The organism is Croceibacterium segetis (assembly GCF_011320115.1).
Taxonomy (GTDB): domain Bacteria; phylum Pseudomonadota; class Alphaproteobacteria; order Sphingomonadales; family Sphingomonadaceae; genus Croceibacterium_B; species Croceibacterium_B segetis.
In genome coordinates, this window is sequence record NZ_JAANOZ010000001.1 from 209999 (window position 1) to 225250 (window position 15252).

The 15252-nt window shown below is 67.0% G+C and carries 14 protein-coding genes and 1 riboswitch; of the genes, 3 read left to right on the forward strand and 11 right to left on the reverse strand.

Going from position 1 to position 15252, the window contains the following annotated elements:
* Positions 1 to 41 precede the first annotated feature (41 nt).
* From rplQ to G7B69_RS01110, 3 genes are all read left to right on the forward strand, one after another.
* Positions 42 to 461, forward strand: a complete 420-nt coding sequence (gene rplQ / locus G7B69_RS01100) for a 50S ribosomal protein L17 (RefSeq protein ID WP_166175190.1) — start codon at positions 42 to 44, stop codon at positions 459 to 461.
* A gap of 201 nt (positions 462 to 662) precedes the next feature.
* Entirely contained in the window at positions 663 to 1232 is a 570-nt protein-coding gene (locus tag G7B69_RS01105) for a hypothetical protein (RefSeq protein WP_166175192.1), read from the forward strand.
* A 113-nt stretch (positions 1233 to 1345) separates the two neighbouring features.
* On the forward strand, positions 1346 to 1975 hold the full coding sequence (locus G7B69_RS01110) for a hypothetical protein (protein ID WP_166175194.1): 630 nt from the start codon (positions 1346 to 1348) through the stop codon (positions 1973 to 1975).
* On the opposite strand, the gene G7B69_RS01115 is transcribed toward G7B69_RS01110, so the two are convergent.
* The 11 genes from G7B69_RS01115 to G7B69_RS16670 all read right to left on the reverse strand — a co-directional run bounded on the left by G7B69_RS01115 (position 1972) and on the right by G7B69_RS16670 (position 14707).
* The gene (locus tag G7B69_RS01115; RefSeq protein WP_243414968.1) at positions 1972 to 2586 is read right to left on the reverse strand and encodes a trimeric intracellular cation channel family protein; all 615 of its coding nucleotides are present in this window, start codon (positions 2584 to 2586) and stop codon (positions 1972 to 1974) included. The genes G7B69_RS01110 and G7B69_RS01115 overlap by 4 nt on opposite strands.
* Positions 2583 to 3248: a PepSY domain-containing protein gene (locus G7B69_RS01120; protein WP_166175196.1), complete on the reverse strand. Its 666-nt coding sequence runs from the start codon at positions 3246 to 3248 to the stop codon at positions 2583 to 2585. Before G7B69_RS01120 ends, G7B69_RS01115 begins: the two co-directional genes overlap by 4 nt.
* A 32-nt stretch (positions 3249 to 3280) precedes the next feature.
* On the reverse strand, positions 3281 to 3700 hold the full coding sequence (locus G7B69_RS01125; protein ID WP_166175198.1) for a VOC family protein: 420 nt from the start codon (positions 3698 to 3700) through the stop codon (positions 3281 to 3283).
* Complete coding sequence (gene lpdA, locus G7B69_RS01130; protein ID WP_166175200.1) at positions 3700 to 5103, reverse strand: dihydrolipoyl dehydrogenase; 1404 nt, start codon at positions 5101 to 5103, stop codon at positions 3700 to 3702. The genes G7B69_RS01125 and lpdA overlap by 1 nt, the downstream gene beginning before the upstream one ends.
* Before the next feature lie 7 nt (positions 5104 to 5110).
* The gene (gene odhB, locus G7B69_RS01135; protein WP_166175202.1) at positions 5111 to 6343 is read right to left on the reverse strand and encodes a 2-oxoglutarate dehydrogenase complex dihydrolipoyllysine-residue succinyltransferase; all 1233 of its coding nucleotides are present in this window, start codon (positions 6341 to 6343) and stop codon (positions 5111 to 5113) included.
* Positions 6344 to 6346: 3 nt separating this feature from the next.
* Entirely contained in the window at positions 6347 to 9193 is a 2847-nt protein-coding gene (locus tag G7B69_RS01140; RefSeq protein WP_166175204.1) for a 2-oxoglutarate dehydrogenase E1 component, read from the reverse strand.
* Between the two features lie 27 nt (positions 9194 to 9220).
* Positions 9221 to 10111, reverse strand: coding sequence for a succinate--CoA ligase subunit alpha (gene sucD, locus G7B69_RS01145; protein WP_166175206.1), 891 nt, complete (start codon positions 10109 to 10111; stop codon positions 9221 to 9223).
* Entirely contained in the window at positions 10108 to 11073 is a 966-nt protein-coding gene (mdh, locus tag G7B69_RS01150) for a malate dehydrogenase (protein ID WP_166175208.1), read from the reverse strand. Before mdh ends, sucD begins: the two co-directional genes overlap by 4 nt.
* A 220-nt stretch (positions 11074 to 11293) precedes the next feature.
* Complete coding sequence (locus G7B69_RS01155) at positions 11294 to 13174, reverse strand: putative bifunctional diguanylate cyclase/phosphodiesterase (protein ID WP_243414969.1); 1881 nt, start codon at positions 13172 to 13174, stop codon at positions 11294 to 11296.
* A gap of 176 nt (positions 13175 to 13350) precedes the next feature.
* On the reverse strand, positions 13351 to 13659 hold the full coding sequence (locus G7B69_RS01160) for a hypothetical protein (RefSeq protein WP_166175210.1): 309 nt from the start codon (positions 13657 to 13659) through the stop codon (positions 13351 to 13353).
* 121 nt (positions 13660 to 13780) lie between these two features.
* Positions 13781 to 14707 (reverse strand): cell wall hydrolase, encoded by a 927-nt coding sequence (locus tag G7B69_RS16670; RefSeq protein ID WP_243414970.1) that lies wholly within the window; start codon positions 14705 to 14707, stop codon positions 13781 to 13783.
* Between the two features lie 266 nt (positions 14708 to 14973).
* A riboswitch (cobalamin riboswitch) is annotated at positions 14974 to 15166 on the forward strand.
* Positions 15167 to 15252 lie beyond the last annotated feature (86 nt).

Sequence of the window (15252 nt, forward strand, 5' to 3'; positions counted from 1 at the left end):
GGGGTACCTCGTACGGCCCCCTTACGAACGGAGTATCGAAAATGCGTCACGGACACGGCGGCCGCAAGCTGCAGCGCAAGTCCGGCCACCGCGCGGCCCTGCTGCGCAACATGGCCGCGGCTCTCATCAAGCACGAACAGATCCAGACCACTACGCCCAAGGCGAAGGAACTGCGCCCCTATGTCGAAAAGCTGATCACGCTGGCCAAGCGTGGCGGCCTCTCGAACCGCCGCCTGGCCCACGCCCGGCTGATGGACGAGGCGCAGGAGAAGAAGCTGTTCGAGGTCCTGGCCGAGCGTTACGCCGGCCGCGAGGGCGGCTACACCCGCATCATCAAGGCCGGCATCCGCATCAGCGACGCCGCCCCGATCGCGATCATCGAACTGGTCGACCGCGACGTCGAAGCCAAGGGCCAGGACAGCGGCCCGGCGATGAACGAGGACGAATTCGAAGCCGCCTGACCTCAACTGAGGCAAATGAATGGGCGGTCGCAGAGATGCGGCCGCCCTTTCCATTTGGAGCGAAACGGGCCTCTCTGTTCAGATTCAAGGTCGTTTGCATGAACAATCGCTGTCGAGCGAGTTCAGCGTCACCTCACCGCGACTCAGGCATAACCTCGGTCATGGGGCAGAATCCGCCCTGGGACACGAAAGGTTTGGACCATGAAGACCATTAGCAAAGCCCTGGTCGGAACCGTCGCGGCTGGCGCGATGGCTCTGGCTTCTGCAACCCCGGCGATGGCGCAGAGCCGCTACGATCGCCATGACCGCCACGACGGCATCTCGACCGGCGAGGTGATCGCCGGAGCGCTGATCCTCGGCGGTGTCGCCGCCGTCGCCTCGGCCTCCAGTCGTAACGGCTACAACCGCTACAACCGCTACAATGGATACAACCGTTACAATGGGTACAACGGCTACAACCGTGCCGGCGACCCGCGTAGCGCTATCGAACAGTGCGTCTATGCCGCCGAGCGCAGCGCGAACCGCTATTCGTACGGCGGCCGCGCCAAGGTCACCGACATCCGCGACGTCGACGCCAGGCGCGACGGTTACAAGGTGAAAGGCCGCATCGCGGTAAACAGTCGCAACGGCGACTGGCGCCGCGGCTGGGGCAACGACTACCGTGGCTGGAACAGCCGCTACAACGGTTACGACGCCGGCAGCTTCACCTGTGACGTGCGTTACGGCCGCGTGGTTGACCTCGACTTCAACGGCATCCGCGGGCTCCGCTAGGGGCCTCGAGGGTCGAACAGGGCGGTTCAGGCTGTTGCAAGCCTGGGCCGCCTAGCCTTGTCCGCCGGGAGGATGCGGCTGTTCGCCGCGCCGGGATCACGAGGACGCCTGCCATGGCTCGCTTGAACCGTTTCGCCGCCGCGAGTGCGCTCGCTGCGGCTTTTTCTTTGGCCGCCACGCCCGCGATGGCACGGGGTTATCACCATCACTGGCAGCGCTGGCACCGTGACCGGGTCGACGGCGGCGATATTCTCGCCGGCGCGCTGATCATCGGCGGCATCGCCGCGATCGCCAGCGCCGCCAGCAACCGCGACCGCGAGGAGCGTCAGTCGGTCCCGCCGCCGGTTCCCGAAGATCGCCAAGGCTACGCTTATGACGGTGCGGACCGCAATGAAGGGCTCGATCGCGCGGCGGACATCTGCGCCGATGCCGTCGAACGCGGGCCGAACCGGGTCGACAGCGTCGATAACGTCACCCGCGACCGTGACGGCTGGGAGGTTTCGGGCGCGCTCGAGAACGGCGCCGGATTCAGCTGCCGCATCGGCAACGACGGGAAAGTGCAGGGCGTGAATGTCGCCGGTCCGCGCGACGACGCTTACGCCGATCGAGCGCCCCAGGCGCAGGACGACGAGCCTGGCGTCGACAATCGCCCCGAGTGGCGCGACGACGACGCCCAGCCGCAACCACAGGACGACGAGCGCTATTCGACGTCCGAGGCGCCCGATTTCGGCGACGAGACCTAGGTCTCACGTGAATAGGGCGGCAGCTCGATCCTCCAGATCAGTGCCGCCCCGCGCAGCGCGAACGCGGCCAGCGCGGCGAGGGCCCACACCGTCCCCTGCGGCACCGGCAACAGGCTGCCGAGCGCGCACAGCGTGGCGCCGAGCGCCGCGGCGGTGACATAGAGCTCCGGCCGCATCAGGATCGAAGGCAGCCCGGCGAGCACGTCACGGATTACCCCGCCGACGCAGCCGGTGATCACCCCCATCAGGATCGCCGGCACCGGTTCGACATCGTACGACAGCGCCTTGGCCGTGCCGAGCACCGCGTATGCGGCCAGCCCGAGCGCATCGGCCCAGTCGAGCACTTTCCCTTCCCACCAGCGGTTCGGGGTAAACCAGGCGATCAGCGCGGTCAGCAGGATGACCGGGGCCACCCACGGGTCGTGCACCCAGAACACCGGCGCGCCGATCAAGAGGTCTCGCACTGAGCCTCCGCCGACTCCGGTGACGAGCGCGAAGAACGCCACGGTCACGATGGTCTGCTTGAGCCGAGTGGCGAGCAGTGCGCCGCTGAGCGCGAACACCGCGATCCCGGCGAGGTCGAGCAAAGGAGGCAGGGTGGGGGCGATCACGCGCGAGGCCGCGCCTTGCGCCGCCGAAACAGCAAGGTGCACCCGAGCAGAGCGCCGAGAATGCCGAGAACCGCAAACGCGATAATCAGCGGGTGATGCGGGTTGTCGCGGTTCCGCAGGTTCATGATGTGCAGGCTCCACATGAGATCGTAGGCGCGCCACCAGCTCGTGCGGAGCGCCAGCACTTCTCCCGTGGAAGCGGCGAAGTACAGATTCGTCCCGTCGGAGAAGTGAGCCTGCCATGAAGCGACCGGGCGGCGAAGGTCGGAGGGCGCGGAATCTCCCGGGAAGTACGCGAGCGCCTGCAGCCTACCCTTGCCGCGATAGGCCGCTCGGGCCAGCACACGCGCGTCGGATCGATCGACGGGCGACACGATCCAGCCTCCGCGCGCGTCGTAGCGGTAGCGGCCCCCGCTGGTCGTCGTGACGATCCAGACAGGCCCGATCGGCTGCTGAGCGAGTTCGGCGCGAACGATGGGTTCGTCCATCGGCGGGAGCGAATAGCTGCCTGCGGGGATCGTCGCCGGCGTGGCCTGCAACGATTCGCCGCGAACGTCCTCGATAGGCCGGGCGACCATGACCAGTCCGGTTACACACCACATCAGGAATGGCAGTCCGACCACCCAGCCGAGCCAGATATGCCACTTCGCGAACCGTCGCATCATGCGCTGGAGGCCCATAGCTGCCCCCTAGCTCAATCCCTGGCGAAAAGCTGCCCGAGATCGGCGAAGGCCTTCATCTCGATCGCGTTGCCGCTGGGATCGCGAAAGAACATCGTCGCCTGTTCGCCGGCCTGGCCAGCGAAGCGGACGTGCGGCTCGATCACGAATTCGATACCTGCCGTCGTGAGCCGATCGGCGAGCGCCTGCCAGTCGGCCATTTCCAGGATCACGCCGAAATGCGGCACCGGCACATCGTGCCCGTCGACCGGATTTGAGGCTTCGTCCGGTCGCTCTGGCGCGAGATGGGCGACGATCTGGTGGCCGTAGAAGTCGAAATCGACCCAGTCCGCCGCGCTGCGGCCTTCCGGGCAGCCGACGATCCCGCCCCAGAACGCCCGCGCCTCGGCGATGTCGCGCACGGGGAAGGCGAGGTGGAAGGGGCGCAGGGTCATCAAATATGAATCGGCTTGCCCTGAACCCCCATCGCCGCCTCCTTGAGCGCTTCGCTATGCGTCGGGTGGGCGTGGCAGGTGTAGGCAATGTCCTCGCTGGTGGCGCCGAACTCCATCGCCAGCGCGGCTTCGGCGATCATCGTCCCGGCGACGGTGGCGATGATCCACACGCCGAGCACGCGGTCGGTTTCGGCCTCGGCGATGACTTTCACGAAGCCGTCGGGCTCGTGGTTGGTCTTGGCGCGGCTATTGGCGAGCATCGGGAACTTGCCGATCTTGATCTTCGCGCCGGTTTCATTCGCCTGCTCTTCGGTCAGGCCGACGCCGGCGATCTCGGGCATGGTGTAGACGACGCTGGGTATCACCGCGTGATTGACGATGCCGGTTTGCCCGGCAATCCATTCGGCTACCGCGAGGCCTTCATCCTCGGCCTTGTGGGCGAGCATCGGGCCGGGGATCACGTCGCCGATCGCGCGCACGCCCTCGACGCTGGTGCGGAATTCGCCGTCGACTTCGATCTGGCCGCGCTTGTTGGTTTCGAGGCCGATCTTGTCTAGCCCGAGCCCCTCAGTGTTGGGCCGGCGGCCGATGGAGACGAGCACGCAGTCGGCTTCGAGCGTCTCGGAGGCGCCGCCGGCAGCCGGCTCGAGCGTCAGAGTCGCTTTCTTGCCCTTCACCGTCACCCCGGTGACTTTGGTCGAGAGGCGGAGCTCGATCCCCTGCTTCTTGAAGATCTTGTTGGCTTCCTTGCGCACGTCGCCGTCCATGCCCGGGAGGATCTGGTCGAGGAATTCGACGCAGATCACTTCCGCGCCGAGCCGCCGCCACACCGAGCCGAGTTCGAGCCCGATCACGCCGCCGCCGATGACGACCATCTTCTTGGGCACGCTGGCCAGTTCGAGCGCGCCGGTGGAATCGACCACCACGCCCTTGGCGTTATCGACTTCGACACCGGGCAGGGGGGTGACCGAGGAGCCGGTGGCGATGACCACGGTCTTCGCCGTCACGGTCTCGTCCCCCACCTTCACCGTGTGCGCGTCCTGGAAAGTGGCGAACCCCTTCTTCCAGTCGACCTTGTTCTTCTTGAACAGGAACGCGATCCCGCCGGTCAGCTGCTTGACCGCGTCGAGCCGCTGGGCGTGCATCGCCGGCAAGTTGAGCCTGGGCGTGACCTCGACGCCCAGCTTGGCCATCGAGCCGTTCGCCGCCGCATCGAAGTATTCGGAGGCGTGCAGCATTGCCTTCGACGGGATGCAGCCGACGTTGAGGCAAGTTCCGCCCAGCGTCTCGCGGCTCTCGGCGCAAGCGGTCTTCAGGCCGAGTTGCGCCGCGCGGATCGCCGCGACGTAGCCGCCGGGTCCGGAACCGATGATCAGGACGTCGTAGTCGTAGTTGTCAGCCATTACGTCCTCACAGATCGATCAGCATCCGCATCGGATCCTCGATCGCTTCCTTGACGATCTTGAGCGCGGTGACCGCCTCGCGGCCGTCGATGATGCGGTGGTCGTAGCTCAGCGCGATGTACATCATCGGGCGGATTACCACCTGGCCGTTGCGGGCGACGGGACGGTCCTCGATGCGGTGGAGGCCGAGCACGGCGCTTTGCGGCGGGTTGATGATCGGGGTGCTCATCAGGCTGCCGAAGACGCCGCCGTTGGAGATGGTGAAGGTGCCGCCCTTCATGTCGTCCATCGTCAGCATGCCGTCCTTGGCGCGGGCGCCGAAGTCGGCGATATCGAGCTCGATCTGCGCGAAGCTCTTCTTGTCGGCATCGCGCACCACCGGGACGACGAGCCCGTTCGGCGCGCTGACCGCGACCGAGATGTCGACGAAATCGTGGTAGAGGATCTCGTCGCCCTCGATGTAGGCGTTGACCGAGGGAACGTCCTTCAGCGCCAGGCAGCTGGCCTTGGCGAAGAAGCTCATGAAGCCCAGCTTGATGCCGTGCTTCTTGGCGAACAGGTCCTTGTAGGCCTCGCGCGCCTCGATCACCGCGGTCATGTCGACGTCGTTGAAGGTGGTCAGCAGCGCGGCATCGTTCTGCGCGGCCTTCAGGCGCCGAGCGATTGTCTGGCGCAGGCGGGTCATCTTGACCCGTTCGGTGTTGCGCTCGCTCGTCGCTGCCGGGGCGGCGGCGGGCGAAGGGGCCGGGGCCGAGATCGACGGCGCTGGGGCTGCCTTCTTCGCCGCGGCCGCGGCGAGCACGTCTTCCTTGGTCAGGCGACCGTCCTTGCCACTGCCCTTGATCTGCGTCGGGTCGATACCGTGCTCGATCACCGCGCGGCGCACCGATGGCGACAGGGTGGCGGCCTGGTCCTCGTGAGATTCCTCCTTCGGGGCCTCGGCGACGCTGGGAGGGGGCGCCTCCTCGCGCGACTTGATCTCGGTGCTTTCGCCCGCGGCGACGCCGTCCTCGATCGTCGCGATCACCGCCCCGACCTCCACCGTGTCGCCCACCTTGACCGCTTGCGCGCCCATCACTCCGGCCACCGGCGAGGGTACCTCGACCGCGACCTTGTCGGTCTCGAGGCTGGCGATCGGCTCGTCGACCTTCACCGGATCGCCGGGCTGCTTGAGCCATTCGCCGATTGTCGCCTCGGTAACCGATTCGCCGAGCGTGGGGACTTTGACTTGGGTGGCCATTCGTCAGCCCTTCTTTGCTGTCTTGAGCGTGCGCCGCGCCGCGTCCTTGTCGCCGAGACCGAGCGCCAGCGCGACGAGCGCCTGGTGTTGTTCCGCATGCTTGCTGGCGAGACCCGTGGCCGGCGAAGCGGCGACATCGCGGCCGGCATAGCACGGGCGCATGCCTTTGTGGCCGGCTTCGCTAAGCGCATCCTCAATACGGGTTTCGACGAAGAACCACGCGCCGTTGTTCTTCGGCTCTTCCTGGCACCAGACAACGGATTCAAGGCCGGTCATCCGCTTGAGGCGTACGGCCAGCGGTTCGCCGGGGAACGGGTAGAGCTGCTCGAGGCGGACGATCGAGACGCCTTCCAGGTTGGCCTCGGCGCGCGCTTCCATCAGGTCGTAGGCGACCTTGCCCGAGCACAGCACCAGCCGGCGGACCTTGGCGTCGGCGATGTCCATCCGGTCGGAGAGGATGCGCTTGAAGTGGCTTTCCTCGATGAATTCGGCCGAGGTCGATTTCGCCATCGGGTGCCGCAGCAGGCTCTTGGGGGTCATGATGACGAGCGGCTTGCGGAACGGGCGCAGCATCTGCCGGCGCAGACAGTGGAAGTAGTTCGCCGGGCTGGTGATATTGCACACCTGGATGTTGTCGTTGGCGCACAACTGCAGAAAACGTTCCAGCCTGGCGCTTGAGTGCTCCGGTCCCTGGCCTTCGAACCCGTGCGGCAGCAGCAGGACGAGCCCGTTGGCGCGGAGCCACTTGACCTCGCCGGCGGCGACGAACTGGTCGATGATAATCTGCGCGCCATTGGCGAAGTCGCCGAACTGGGCCTCCCAGCACACCAGCGTCTTGGGATCGGCGCCGGCGAAGCCGTACTCGAAGCCGAGCACCCCGTATTCCGAGAGCGGGCTGTCGTAGACCTCGAACTTGCCGTGCGGCAGTTCGCACAAGGGAATATATTTGTGCTCGTCGACCTGGTCGATCCACGCCGCGTGGCGCTGGCTGAAGGTGCCGCGGGCCGAATCCTGGCCCGAGAGGCGCACTCCGAAACCTTCGGTGACGAGGCTGCCGAAGCCGAGCGCTTCTGCCGTCGCCCAGTCGAAGCCCTCGCCGGTCTCGAACATCTGCCGCTTGGCCTCGATCACCCGGGCGAGCGTTTTGTGAATGTTGAGGCCCTCGGGGATCGTCGTCAGCGTGCGGCCGAGGCTGTCGAACAGCTTGCGGTCGATCGCCGTGGCCACGTTGCGCCGCGCGGTTTCGGGGTCGGCCGGCTTGTGCAGCCCGCTCCAGCGGCCGCCGAACCAGTCGGCCTCATTGGGCTTGTAGCTCTGGCCGCCGGCGAACTCCTGCTCGAGGAGGGCGTTGAACTCGTAGCGCATGTGCTCGGCCGCCTGCGCATCGATCACGCCTTCTTCGTTCAGGCGCCCGGCGTAGATCTCGCTCACCCGCGCGTGCTGACGGATCGCCTGGTACATCAGCGGCTGGGTGAAGCTCGGCTCGTCGCCTTCGTTGTGGCCGAAGCGTCGGTAGCACCACATGTCGATGACGATGTCGCGCTTGAACTTCTGGCGGAACTCGATCGCCAGCTTGCAGGCGAAGGTCACCGCCTCGGGGTCGTCGCCATTGACATGGACGATCGGCGCCTGGACGCCCTTGGCGACGTCCGACGGGTAAGGCGAGGAACGCGCGAACTGCGGGCTCGTCGTGAAGCCGATCTGGTTGTTGATGACGAAATGCAGACACCCGCCCGTATTGTAGCCGGGAACGCCGGAAAAGCCGAAACACTCCCAGACGATACCCTGGCCGGCGAAGGCGGCGTCGCCGTGGATCAGCACCGGCAGCACCTCGGTGTGCGCGGCGAGATCCTCGCGGATGGCCTGCGTCGCGCGGACCTTGCCGAGCACCACGGGGTCGACCGCTTCGAGGTGGGAAGGGTTGGGAACAAGGCTCATGTGGACCTTGATGCCGTCGAACTCGCGATCGGTGCTGGTGCCGAGGTGGTATTTCACGTCGCCCGAACCGCCGACGTCTTCGGGGTTGGCGCTGCCGCCGGAGAATTCGTGGAAGATCACCCGGTACGGCTTGGCCATCACGTTGGCGAGCACGTTGAGCCGGCCGCGGTGGGCCATGCCGTAGACGATCTCGCGCACGCCCATCGCGCCGCCGTACTTGATCACGGCCTCGAGCGCCGGGATCATCGCCTCGCCGCCGTCGAGTCCGAAACGCTTGGTGCCGACGTACTTCTTGCCGAGGAACTTCTCGTATTCCTCGCCGCGGATCACCGCCGAAAGGATCGCCTTCTTGCCCTCGTTGGTGAAGGCGATGACCGCGTCGGGACCCTCGATCCGCTCCTGCAGAAAGCGGCGTTCCTCGACGTCGGAGATGTGCATGTACTCGAGGCCGACGTGACCGCAGTAATTCTTGCGCAGGATGGCGACGAGCTCGTTGATGCTCGCCCATTGCAGCCCCAGCGTGCCGCCGAGATAGACCGGGCGATCGAGCGCAGCGCCGGAGAAACCGTGATACTCAGGGGTCAGGTCGGCCGGAAGCTCGCGCTTGGTCAGGTGCAGCGGGTCCAGATCGGCGGCCAGATGCCCGCGCACGCGATAAGTGCGTACGAGCATCATCGCGCGGATCGAATCCCCCGCCGCCTGCTCGACCGCGCCGGGCTCGAGCACCTTGCCGGCCTTGGCCGCAGCCGCCTGGACGGCGAGCTTCATCGCCGTCGGGTCGAGCGCCTGCGTGAAATCGTCCTCGGCCTCGCCGCCGAGGATTGGCCAGCGGGCGTTCTGCCAGCTCGGGCCGGGCTGCGGGCCGTCCTGGCCGGTCAGCTCGGGGAGGAAAGACTGTGCCTGGTCACCCATGAGAGTATCCCATCAAGCGATCGGCGGTCATGCCAGTTCCTTGAGCAGCCCGGCGAGCGTCGTGCCGAGCTCGCTGGGCGACGGGCTGACGCGGATGCCGGCGTCTTCCATGGCGGCGATCTTGTCGTCGGCGCCTCCCTGTCCGCCCGAGACGATCGCCCCGGCGTGGCCCATGCGGCGGCCCGGAGGCGCGGTGCGCCCGGCGATGAAGCCGACCATCGGCTTGAACCAGCCGCGCCTGGCCTCGTCCTTGATGAACTGCGCGGCTTCTTCCTCGGCGCTGCCGCCGATCTCGCCGATCATGATCATCGACTGGGTGGCGTCGTCCTTGAGGAACAGCTCGAGCACGTCGATGAAGTTGGTCCCGTTGACCGGGTCGCCGCCGATGCCGACCGCGGTAGTCTGGCCGAGGCCGGCCTGGGTGGTCTGGTGGACCGCCTCGTAGGTAAGCGTGCCCGAGCGGCTGACTACGCCGACGCTGCCCTTCTGGAAGATGTTGCCGGGCATGATGCCGATCTTGCACTCGCCGGGCGTCAGCACGCCCGGGCAGTTCGGCCCGATCAGCCGCGACTTGCTGCCCGACAGCGCACGCTTGACCCGTACCATGTCGAGCACCGGGATGCCCTCGGTGATGGCGACGATCAGCTCGATCTCCGCATCGATCGCCTCGAGGATCGAATCCGCCGCGAACGGTGGCGGGACGTAGATCACGCTGGCGGTCGCCCCGGTCGCGTGCTTCGCCTCGGCGACGGTGTCGAACACCGGTAGGCCGATATGCGTCTGCCCGCCTTTGCCCGGCGTCACGCCAGCGACCATCTGCGTGCCGTAGTCGAGCGCCTGCTGCGTATGGAAGGTGCCGGTATCGCCGGTCATCCCCTGGGTGATGACCTTGGTGTTCTTGTCGACGAGGATGCTCACTTGGCCAGGCTTTCGTCGATGCCCTTGCAGGCGACCAGCAGTTCCTTCACCGCGTCGACCGACTTGTCGAAGTTCGCCTTCGCCTCATCGTCGAGGGCGATTTCGACCACTTCCTCGACGCCGCCGGCGCCGATTACTGCCGGAACACCGACGTAGAGGTCGTTGACGCCGTATTGCCCGGTCAGGTGCGCGGCGACGGGGAGGATGCGCTTCTGGTCGCCGAGGTAGGCTTCGGCCATGGCGATCGCGCTGGTGGCGGGGGCGTAGTAGGCGCTGCCGGTCTTGAGCAGGCCGACAATCTCGCCGCCGCCGCCACGGGTGCGCTGGACGATGGCGTCGATCGCTTCCTTGCTCGACTTGCCCATCTTGACCAGGTCATCGACCGGGATGCCCGAAACGGTGGTGTAGCTGGTCACCGGGACCATCGTGTCGCCGTGGCCGCCGAGCACAAAGGCATTCACGTCGCGCACCGAGACGCCGAATTCCCAGGCTAGGAAGGTGGCGAAGCGCGCGGAGTCGAGCACGCCGGCCATGCCGACGACCATGTTGTGGGGAAGGCCGGAGAATTCGCGCAGCGCCCAGACCATCGCGTCGAGCGGGTTGGTGATGCAGATCACGAAGGCGCCGGGGCAGTTCTTCCTGATGCCTTCGCCGACCGCTTTCATCACCCCGAGGTTGATGCCGAGCAGGTCGTCGCGGCTCATGCCCGGCTTGCGGGGGATGCCAGCGGTGACGATGACCACGTCCGCCCCGGCGATGTCGGCATAGTCATTGGTGCCGGTGATCTTGGCATCGAAGCCCTCGATCGGACCGCACTGGGAAAGGTCAAGCGCCTTGCCTTGCGGAATGCCCTCCATGATGTCGAACAGGACGATGTCGCCCAGTTCCTTCTTCGCGGCGAGGTGGGCGAGAGTGCCGCCGATCATGCCGGCGCCGACGAGCGCGATCTTCCTGCGAGCCATGGGAGAGCGATATTCCTTCACGCTGCGCGGGCGCTGCCGGTCCGGAGGCACCGCCGCCGCGCCCACGCGGAAGGAGGCCGTGCCCGAATGCCGGGCCGCCCTAGGCCCGTGATTCAGGCAAGGCAACCGGCAAAATCGCCGCCTGAGCAACTATCTTTGCAATCAGTTCGCAATAGCAATTAAGGGAGCACGGAGCGGTGCTTCGCTAGGTCTGCGCGGGTCAGCCGACCAGGCGGGCCGTGGTCTCGCGTCCGTCGCGTTCCTGCGCAAGGAGCATGGCCGCGAGAAAGTCCGGCACCGCGCGGCTGAAGTAGTAGCCCTGGCCGAGCGTGCAGCCGGCGTTGCGCACCGCTTCGACCTGCTCGATCGTCTCGAGGCCTTCGGCGACGATCTCCATCTCGAGAGTGGAGCCCATCTCGGCCACGGCGCGGATGATCGCATCGCTCTTCTTGCCGATGTTGGGGCCGGAGACGAAGCTGCGATCGACCTTGATCTTCTTGAACGGGAACTGGTTGATGTAGCCAAGCGATGAATAACCCGTGCCGAAGTCGTCGAGTGCGAAGCGGACGCCGTGACCGGCCAGCTCCTCCATGAACCGGGCGGTATGCTCGCTGTCCTCGATGAACAGGCTCTCTGTCACTTCGAGCTCGAGGCGGTGCGGTGGCAGACCGGCATCGCGGATGGCGTTGAGGATGCCGAGCGCGGCGCCCGGCGCGCGGATCTGGATCGGCGAGAGGTTGACTGCCACCGTGACGTCATCGGGCCACTGCGCCGCGGCCTTGGCGGCCTGCGCGGTGATCCAGTTGCCGAGCGTGATGATGACGCCGGTTTCCTCGGCGACGGGGATGAACTCGTCGGGCCGCAACTCGCCCTTCTCGGGATGGAACCAGCGCACCAGCGCCTCGAAAGTTCGGATCTTGCCGGTCTTGAGGTCGACGATGGGCTGGAAGAAAATCGACAGTTCATCCTTGCGGATCGCGGCGCGCAGCTCGGTCTCGATTTCCTTCTTGCGCACGAGGTCGCGGGTCATCGCCGGGTCGAAGAACCTGAGCTGGTTCCGGCCGCCGACCTTGGCGTGATAGAGCGCCAGGTCGGCGCTCTGCATGACCGTTTCGATGTCGGGCCCGTCGTCGGGCAGCAGCGCCACGCCCATCGAGGCGCCGCAGCCGATGCGATTGCCGTCGATGCGGAACGGGCGCGACAAGTCGCCGATGATCGCGCTGGCCAGCTGTTCGCACTCACCGCGATCCTGGACGACGCAGGCGGCGATGAACTCGTCGCCGCCAAAACGCGCGATCGTCGCGCTGTCGGGGGCTATGTCGGCGAGGCGATGGGCGACCTCCGCGAGCACGCCGTCACCGATGGCGTGGCCGAGCGTGTCGTTGACTTCCTTGAAGCGGTCTAGGTCGAGCCAGAACAGCGCCAGCTTGCAGCCCGCCGGCAGGCGCATCAGCTGTTCTACCAGTTCGTGGTTCAGTCCGGCGCGGTTGAGCAGGCCGGTGACCACGTCGGTGCGTGCCTGGTCGCGCATCTGATCGGCCATCTTGGCGCTGGTGTCGGCGGCGATGATCTGCTCGCGCAGGACGTGGAACACGTTGAAGGTGATCGATATCATCCCGAAGATCATGAACACCACGATCCCCGCGAGTACATAAAGCCCCGGTCCTCCCAGCGCGAGCGAGACCGCGAGGATCGGCAGGCTCGAAAGCAGCAGCTGGCCGATGGCCATCGTCGGTCGGCCGGCGTTGCGTGCGGCGATGCCGACGCCGTAGACCAGGGCATAGCTGGTCGTCAGCAAAGACAAGTGGCTGACATCGCCGACGGCAAGCGTCAGTCCGGCCGTCAGCCCGACTAGGAAGGCGTAAGTCAGCGCGCCGATCTCGAAGGCGAGTTCGAGCAAGTGCTCGTCGCGCCGGGCGACGCCTTGGTCGCGCGCCAGCCAGAAGGCCACGACGACGCGGGAAACGGCCACGAGGATCACCGCAGCGGCGCACCAGATGAGGGAAGGCTGGCGAGTGACCAGGGCGGCGGTGCTGGCCGTGGCGATGCCCGCGAGGGCGCCGTTGGCGAGGCTCGTCGGCTGGGTGTAGAGCGAAACCACCAGCTTGCGGCGGACAAGCTGGTCCCGGCTGTCGCCGCCAAGGTAATCCTTGAATAGGGTATTCAGGTGCTTGATCGGTCCGCTCCTCGCCCGTGCGGGAGTAGTCCGATAAGGTCACTCAATGGTTAATCGCCCCATCACGTGGACACGTGGATAACGGTGCCCGAACGCTCCGCTCAGCCGGCGTCCTTGGTACCCGCGGCGAGTTCGCGCGCCAGGCGCCGGTCGAGAGTGCGGCACACGCCGAGCCACCAGCGATAGGCGTTGCGGTCGCCGGCGAAGAAGGCGGCTTCGGCGCGGCGGCGGGCATGCGAAGCGGCCGCCATGCCGTGCTCGGCGAAATGGCGCAGCGCGGCGCCCAAGAGGGCATCGTCCGAGTGCGACGCTTCGTTGTCGTTGACCGCCTTCGCGATCGCCGCGCGTGCCCGCGAACCTGACAGTCTGACGTTCTGGGCCTGGGGCGGGGCGGCGAAGCGGATGCTCATTGGGGCGACCGTGCTGTTGGAACGACAGGGCGCAGGGCCCGCTGACTTCCCTCTAGCGCGGCGCGGCTAAGCGAGTGTTCGGCAGAATGGTTTACCGAATGCGGCCCGCGGTTAACCCTGTTCATGGCTGCTGCAACCAGCGCCCGCTGCGCTCCAACTCCGGAGAGAGGTTGCCGCCTGCGGGGAGATTGTCCGCGCGGAACGGCGCCTCTCCGACTTCGGCCGCGGAGATCGGCGCGCGAGGCGCCGCCACGGCCCTCAGCGGAACCGTCGCCGCGAAAGCTCGGGCCAGCGCGACCGGATCGGCATCGCTATCCATCGCCGGAGTCAACGCACGCGGATGGGGCGCTGCGGCCGGTTCGCCGCCGAGATAGGCGGCGCGGAAGGCGGCGCGCTCGCCCGCGATGCCGGGCAAGCGGAAGAAGCGGTGCGCGCCGATGGTCGCCACGGTCATCAGGCTGTCGGACCATGCCGGATGGACTTGCAGCGTGTGGTAATTGGTTGCCAGCCCGACCGGCGCGTAGACGGCACCGGAAAGCGCCTCGCGGGCCACGCGGCGAGCGCGGTCCCACCAGAAGGCCGCCGGGCGGCGTGCCAGCGAGCCGTCGCAGGCGAAAGTGAACTGGCAGCCGGTGCTCCGCTCGGAGCCCTGGAAGACCACGCCGCAGACGGTGTTCGGGTAAGCCGGGTGGGCGACCCTGTTGAGTACGACTTGCGCCACCGCGCGCTGACCGTCGTCCGGCTCTGTCGCGGCTTCGTAGTAGATCGCCATCGCCAGGCACTGCTCGGCGCGGGCGCGGTCGAGATAATTGCCGGCGGCAAGGAACGGCCGCGCGGCGAGACTGGCGGCGTCATCTTCGGCGAATGGGGTGTCATCGGCATCGGAATGGATCAGCGATCCGTAAGCGAACCGCTCATAGGCGGCGGTTTCGAGCGCGGCCGGGTCGATTGTCGGCGCGCTGGGTGCGGGTGCGGTGGGCCATTCGGCCGCGCTGGCGATCGCCGGGATGAGTATGGCGGCGATGAGCGTCGTCCATCGCCGGCGCAAACTCCGGCGCTGCTTCGACAGGACCGCTCGGGCGCGCCCCGCGCGGGTCAGCCGCGTGCGGAAATCCAGTGGGCTGGGCTCGTCGAAGGTGGGAAAGCTGCCGGAAATGGTCGAGTTCCTCGCGAAAAGGCGAGCCCGGCCCGTAACTTGGCGAGCCGAGCGGCGCACTCGCGGAGGCGAGGGCGTCCCGCGGCGGGACGCGGCCATGCGAGAGGTTAACGCGGCGCGCGATTGCGCCCGGCGCGGGGCCCGCCTATAGGCCGGCGGGTGTCACGGATCGCCCGGGTGGCCGGGCCGGCGGGTGCAAACTCGCCGAGGGAATCGGGTCGAAATCCCGAACTGCCCCCGCAACTGTGGCCGGGGAGCTTTGCGCCGTCAAAGCCACTGGGCAACCGGGAAGGCAGGCGCAACGGCGGCGATCCGGCGAGTCAGGAAACCTGCCCGTGACGTCGTTCCGCGCCGGGCGGGGTGTACCGGAAGCAAGCGTAGGACGGCCTCACACGGGGCTTTCCCGCCACGAGCGACGTGTTCGCAACTGGTGGGAG

Bases quoted from the DNA above. Each gene is read 5' to 3' on its own strand.
- G7B69_RS01160 (WP_166175210.1), bottom strand. From the start codon at position 13,659: ATGAGCATCCGCTTCGCCGCCCCGCCCCAGGCCCAGAACGTCAGACTG.
- odhB (WP_166175202.1), bottom strand. From the start codon at position 6,343: ATGGCCACCCAAGTCAAAGTCCCCACGCTCGGCGAATCGGTTACCGAG.
- G7B69_RS01125 (WP_166175198.1), bottom strand. From the start codon at position 3,700: ATGACCCTGCGCCCCTTCCACCTCGCCTTCCCCGTGCGCGACATCGCC.
- G7B69_RS01110 (WP_166175194.1), top strand. From the start codon at position 1,346: ATGGCTCGCTTGAACCGTTTCGCCGCCGCGAGTGCGCTCGCTGCGGCT.
- G7B69_RS01140 (WP_166175204.1), bottom strand. From the start codon at position 9,193: ATGGGTGACCAGGCACAGTCTTTCCTCCCCGAGCTGACCGGCCAGGAC.
- G7B69_RS01120 (WP_166175196.1), bottom strand. From the start codon at position 3,248: ATGCGACGGTTCGCGAAGTGGCATATCTGGCTCGGCTGGGTGGTCGGA.
- mdh (WP_166175208.1), bottom strand. From the start codon at position 11,073: ATGGCTCGCAGGAAGATCGCGCTCGTCGGCGCCGGCATGATCGGCGGC.
- G7B69_RS01105 (WP_166175192.1), top strand. From the start codon at position 663: ATGAAGACCATTAGCAAAGCCCTGGTCGGAACCGTCGCGGCTGGCGCG.
- rplQ (WP_166175190.1), top strand. From the start codon at position 42: ATGCGTCACGGACACGGCGGCCGCAAGCTGCAGCGCAAGTCCGGCCAC.
- lpdA (WP_166175200.1), bottom strand. From the start codon at position 5,103: ATGGCTGACAACTACGACTACGACGTCCTGATCATCGGTTCCGGACCC.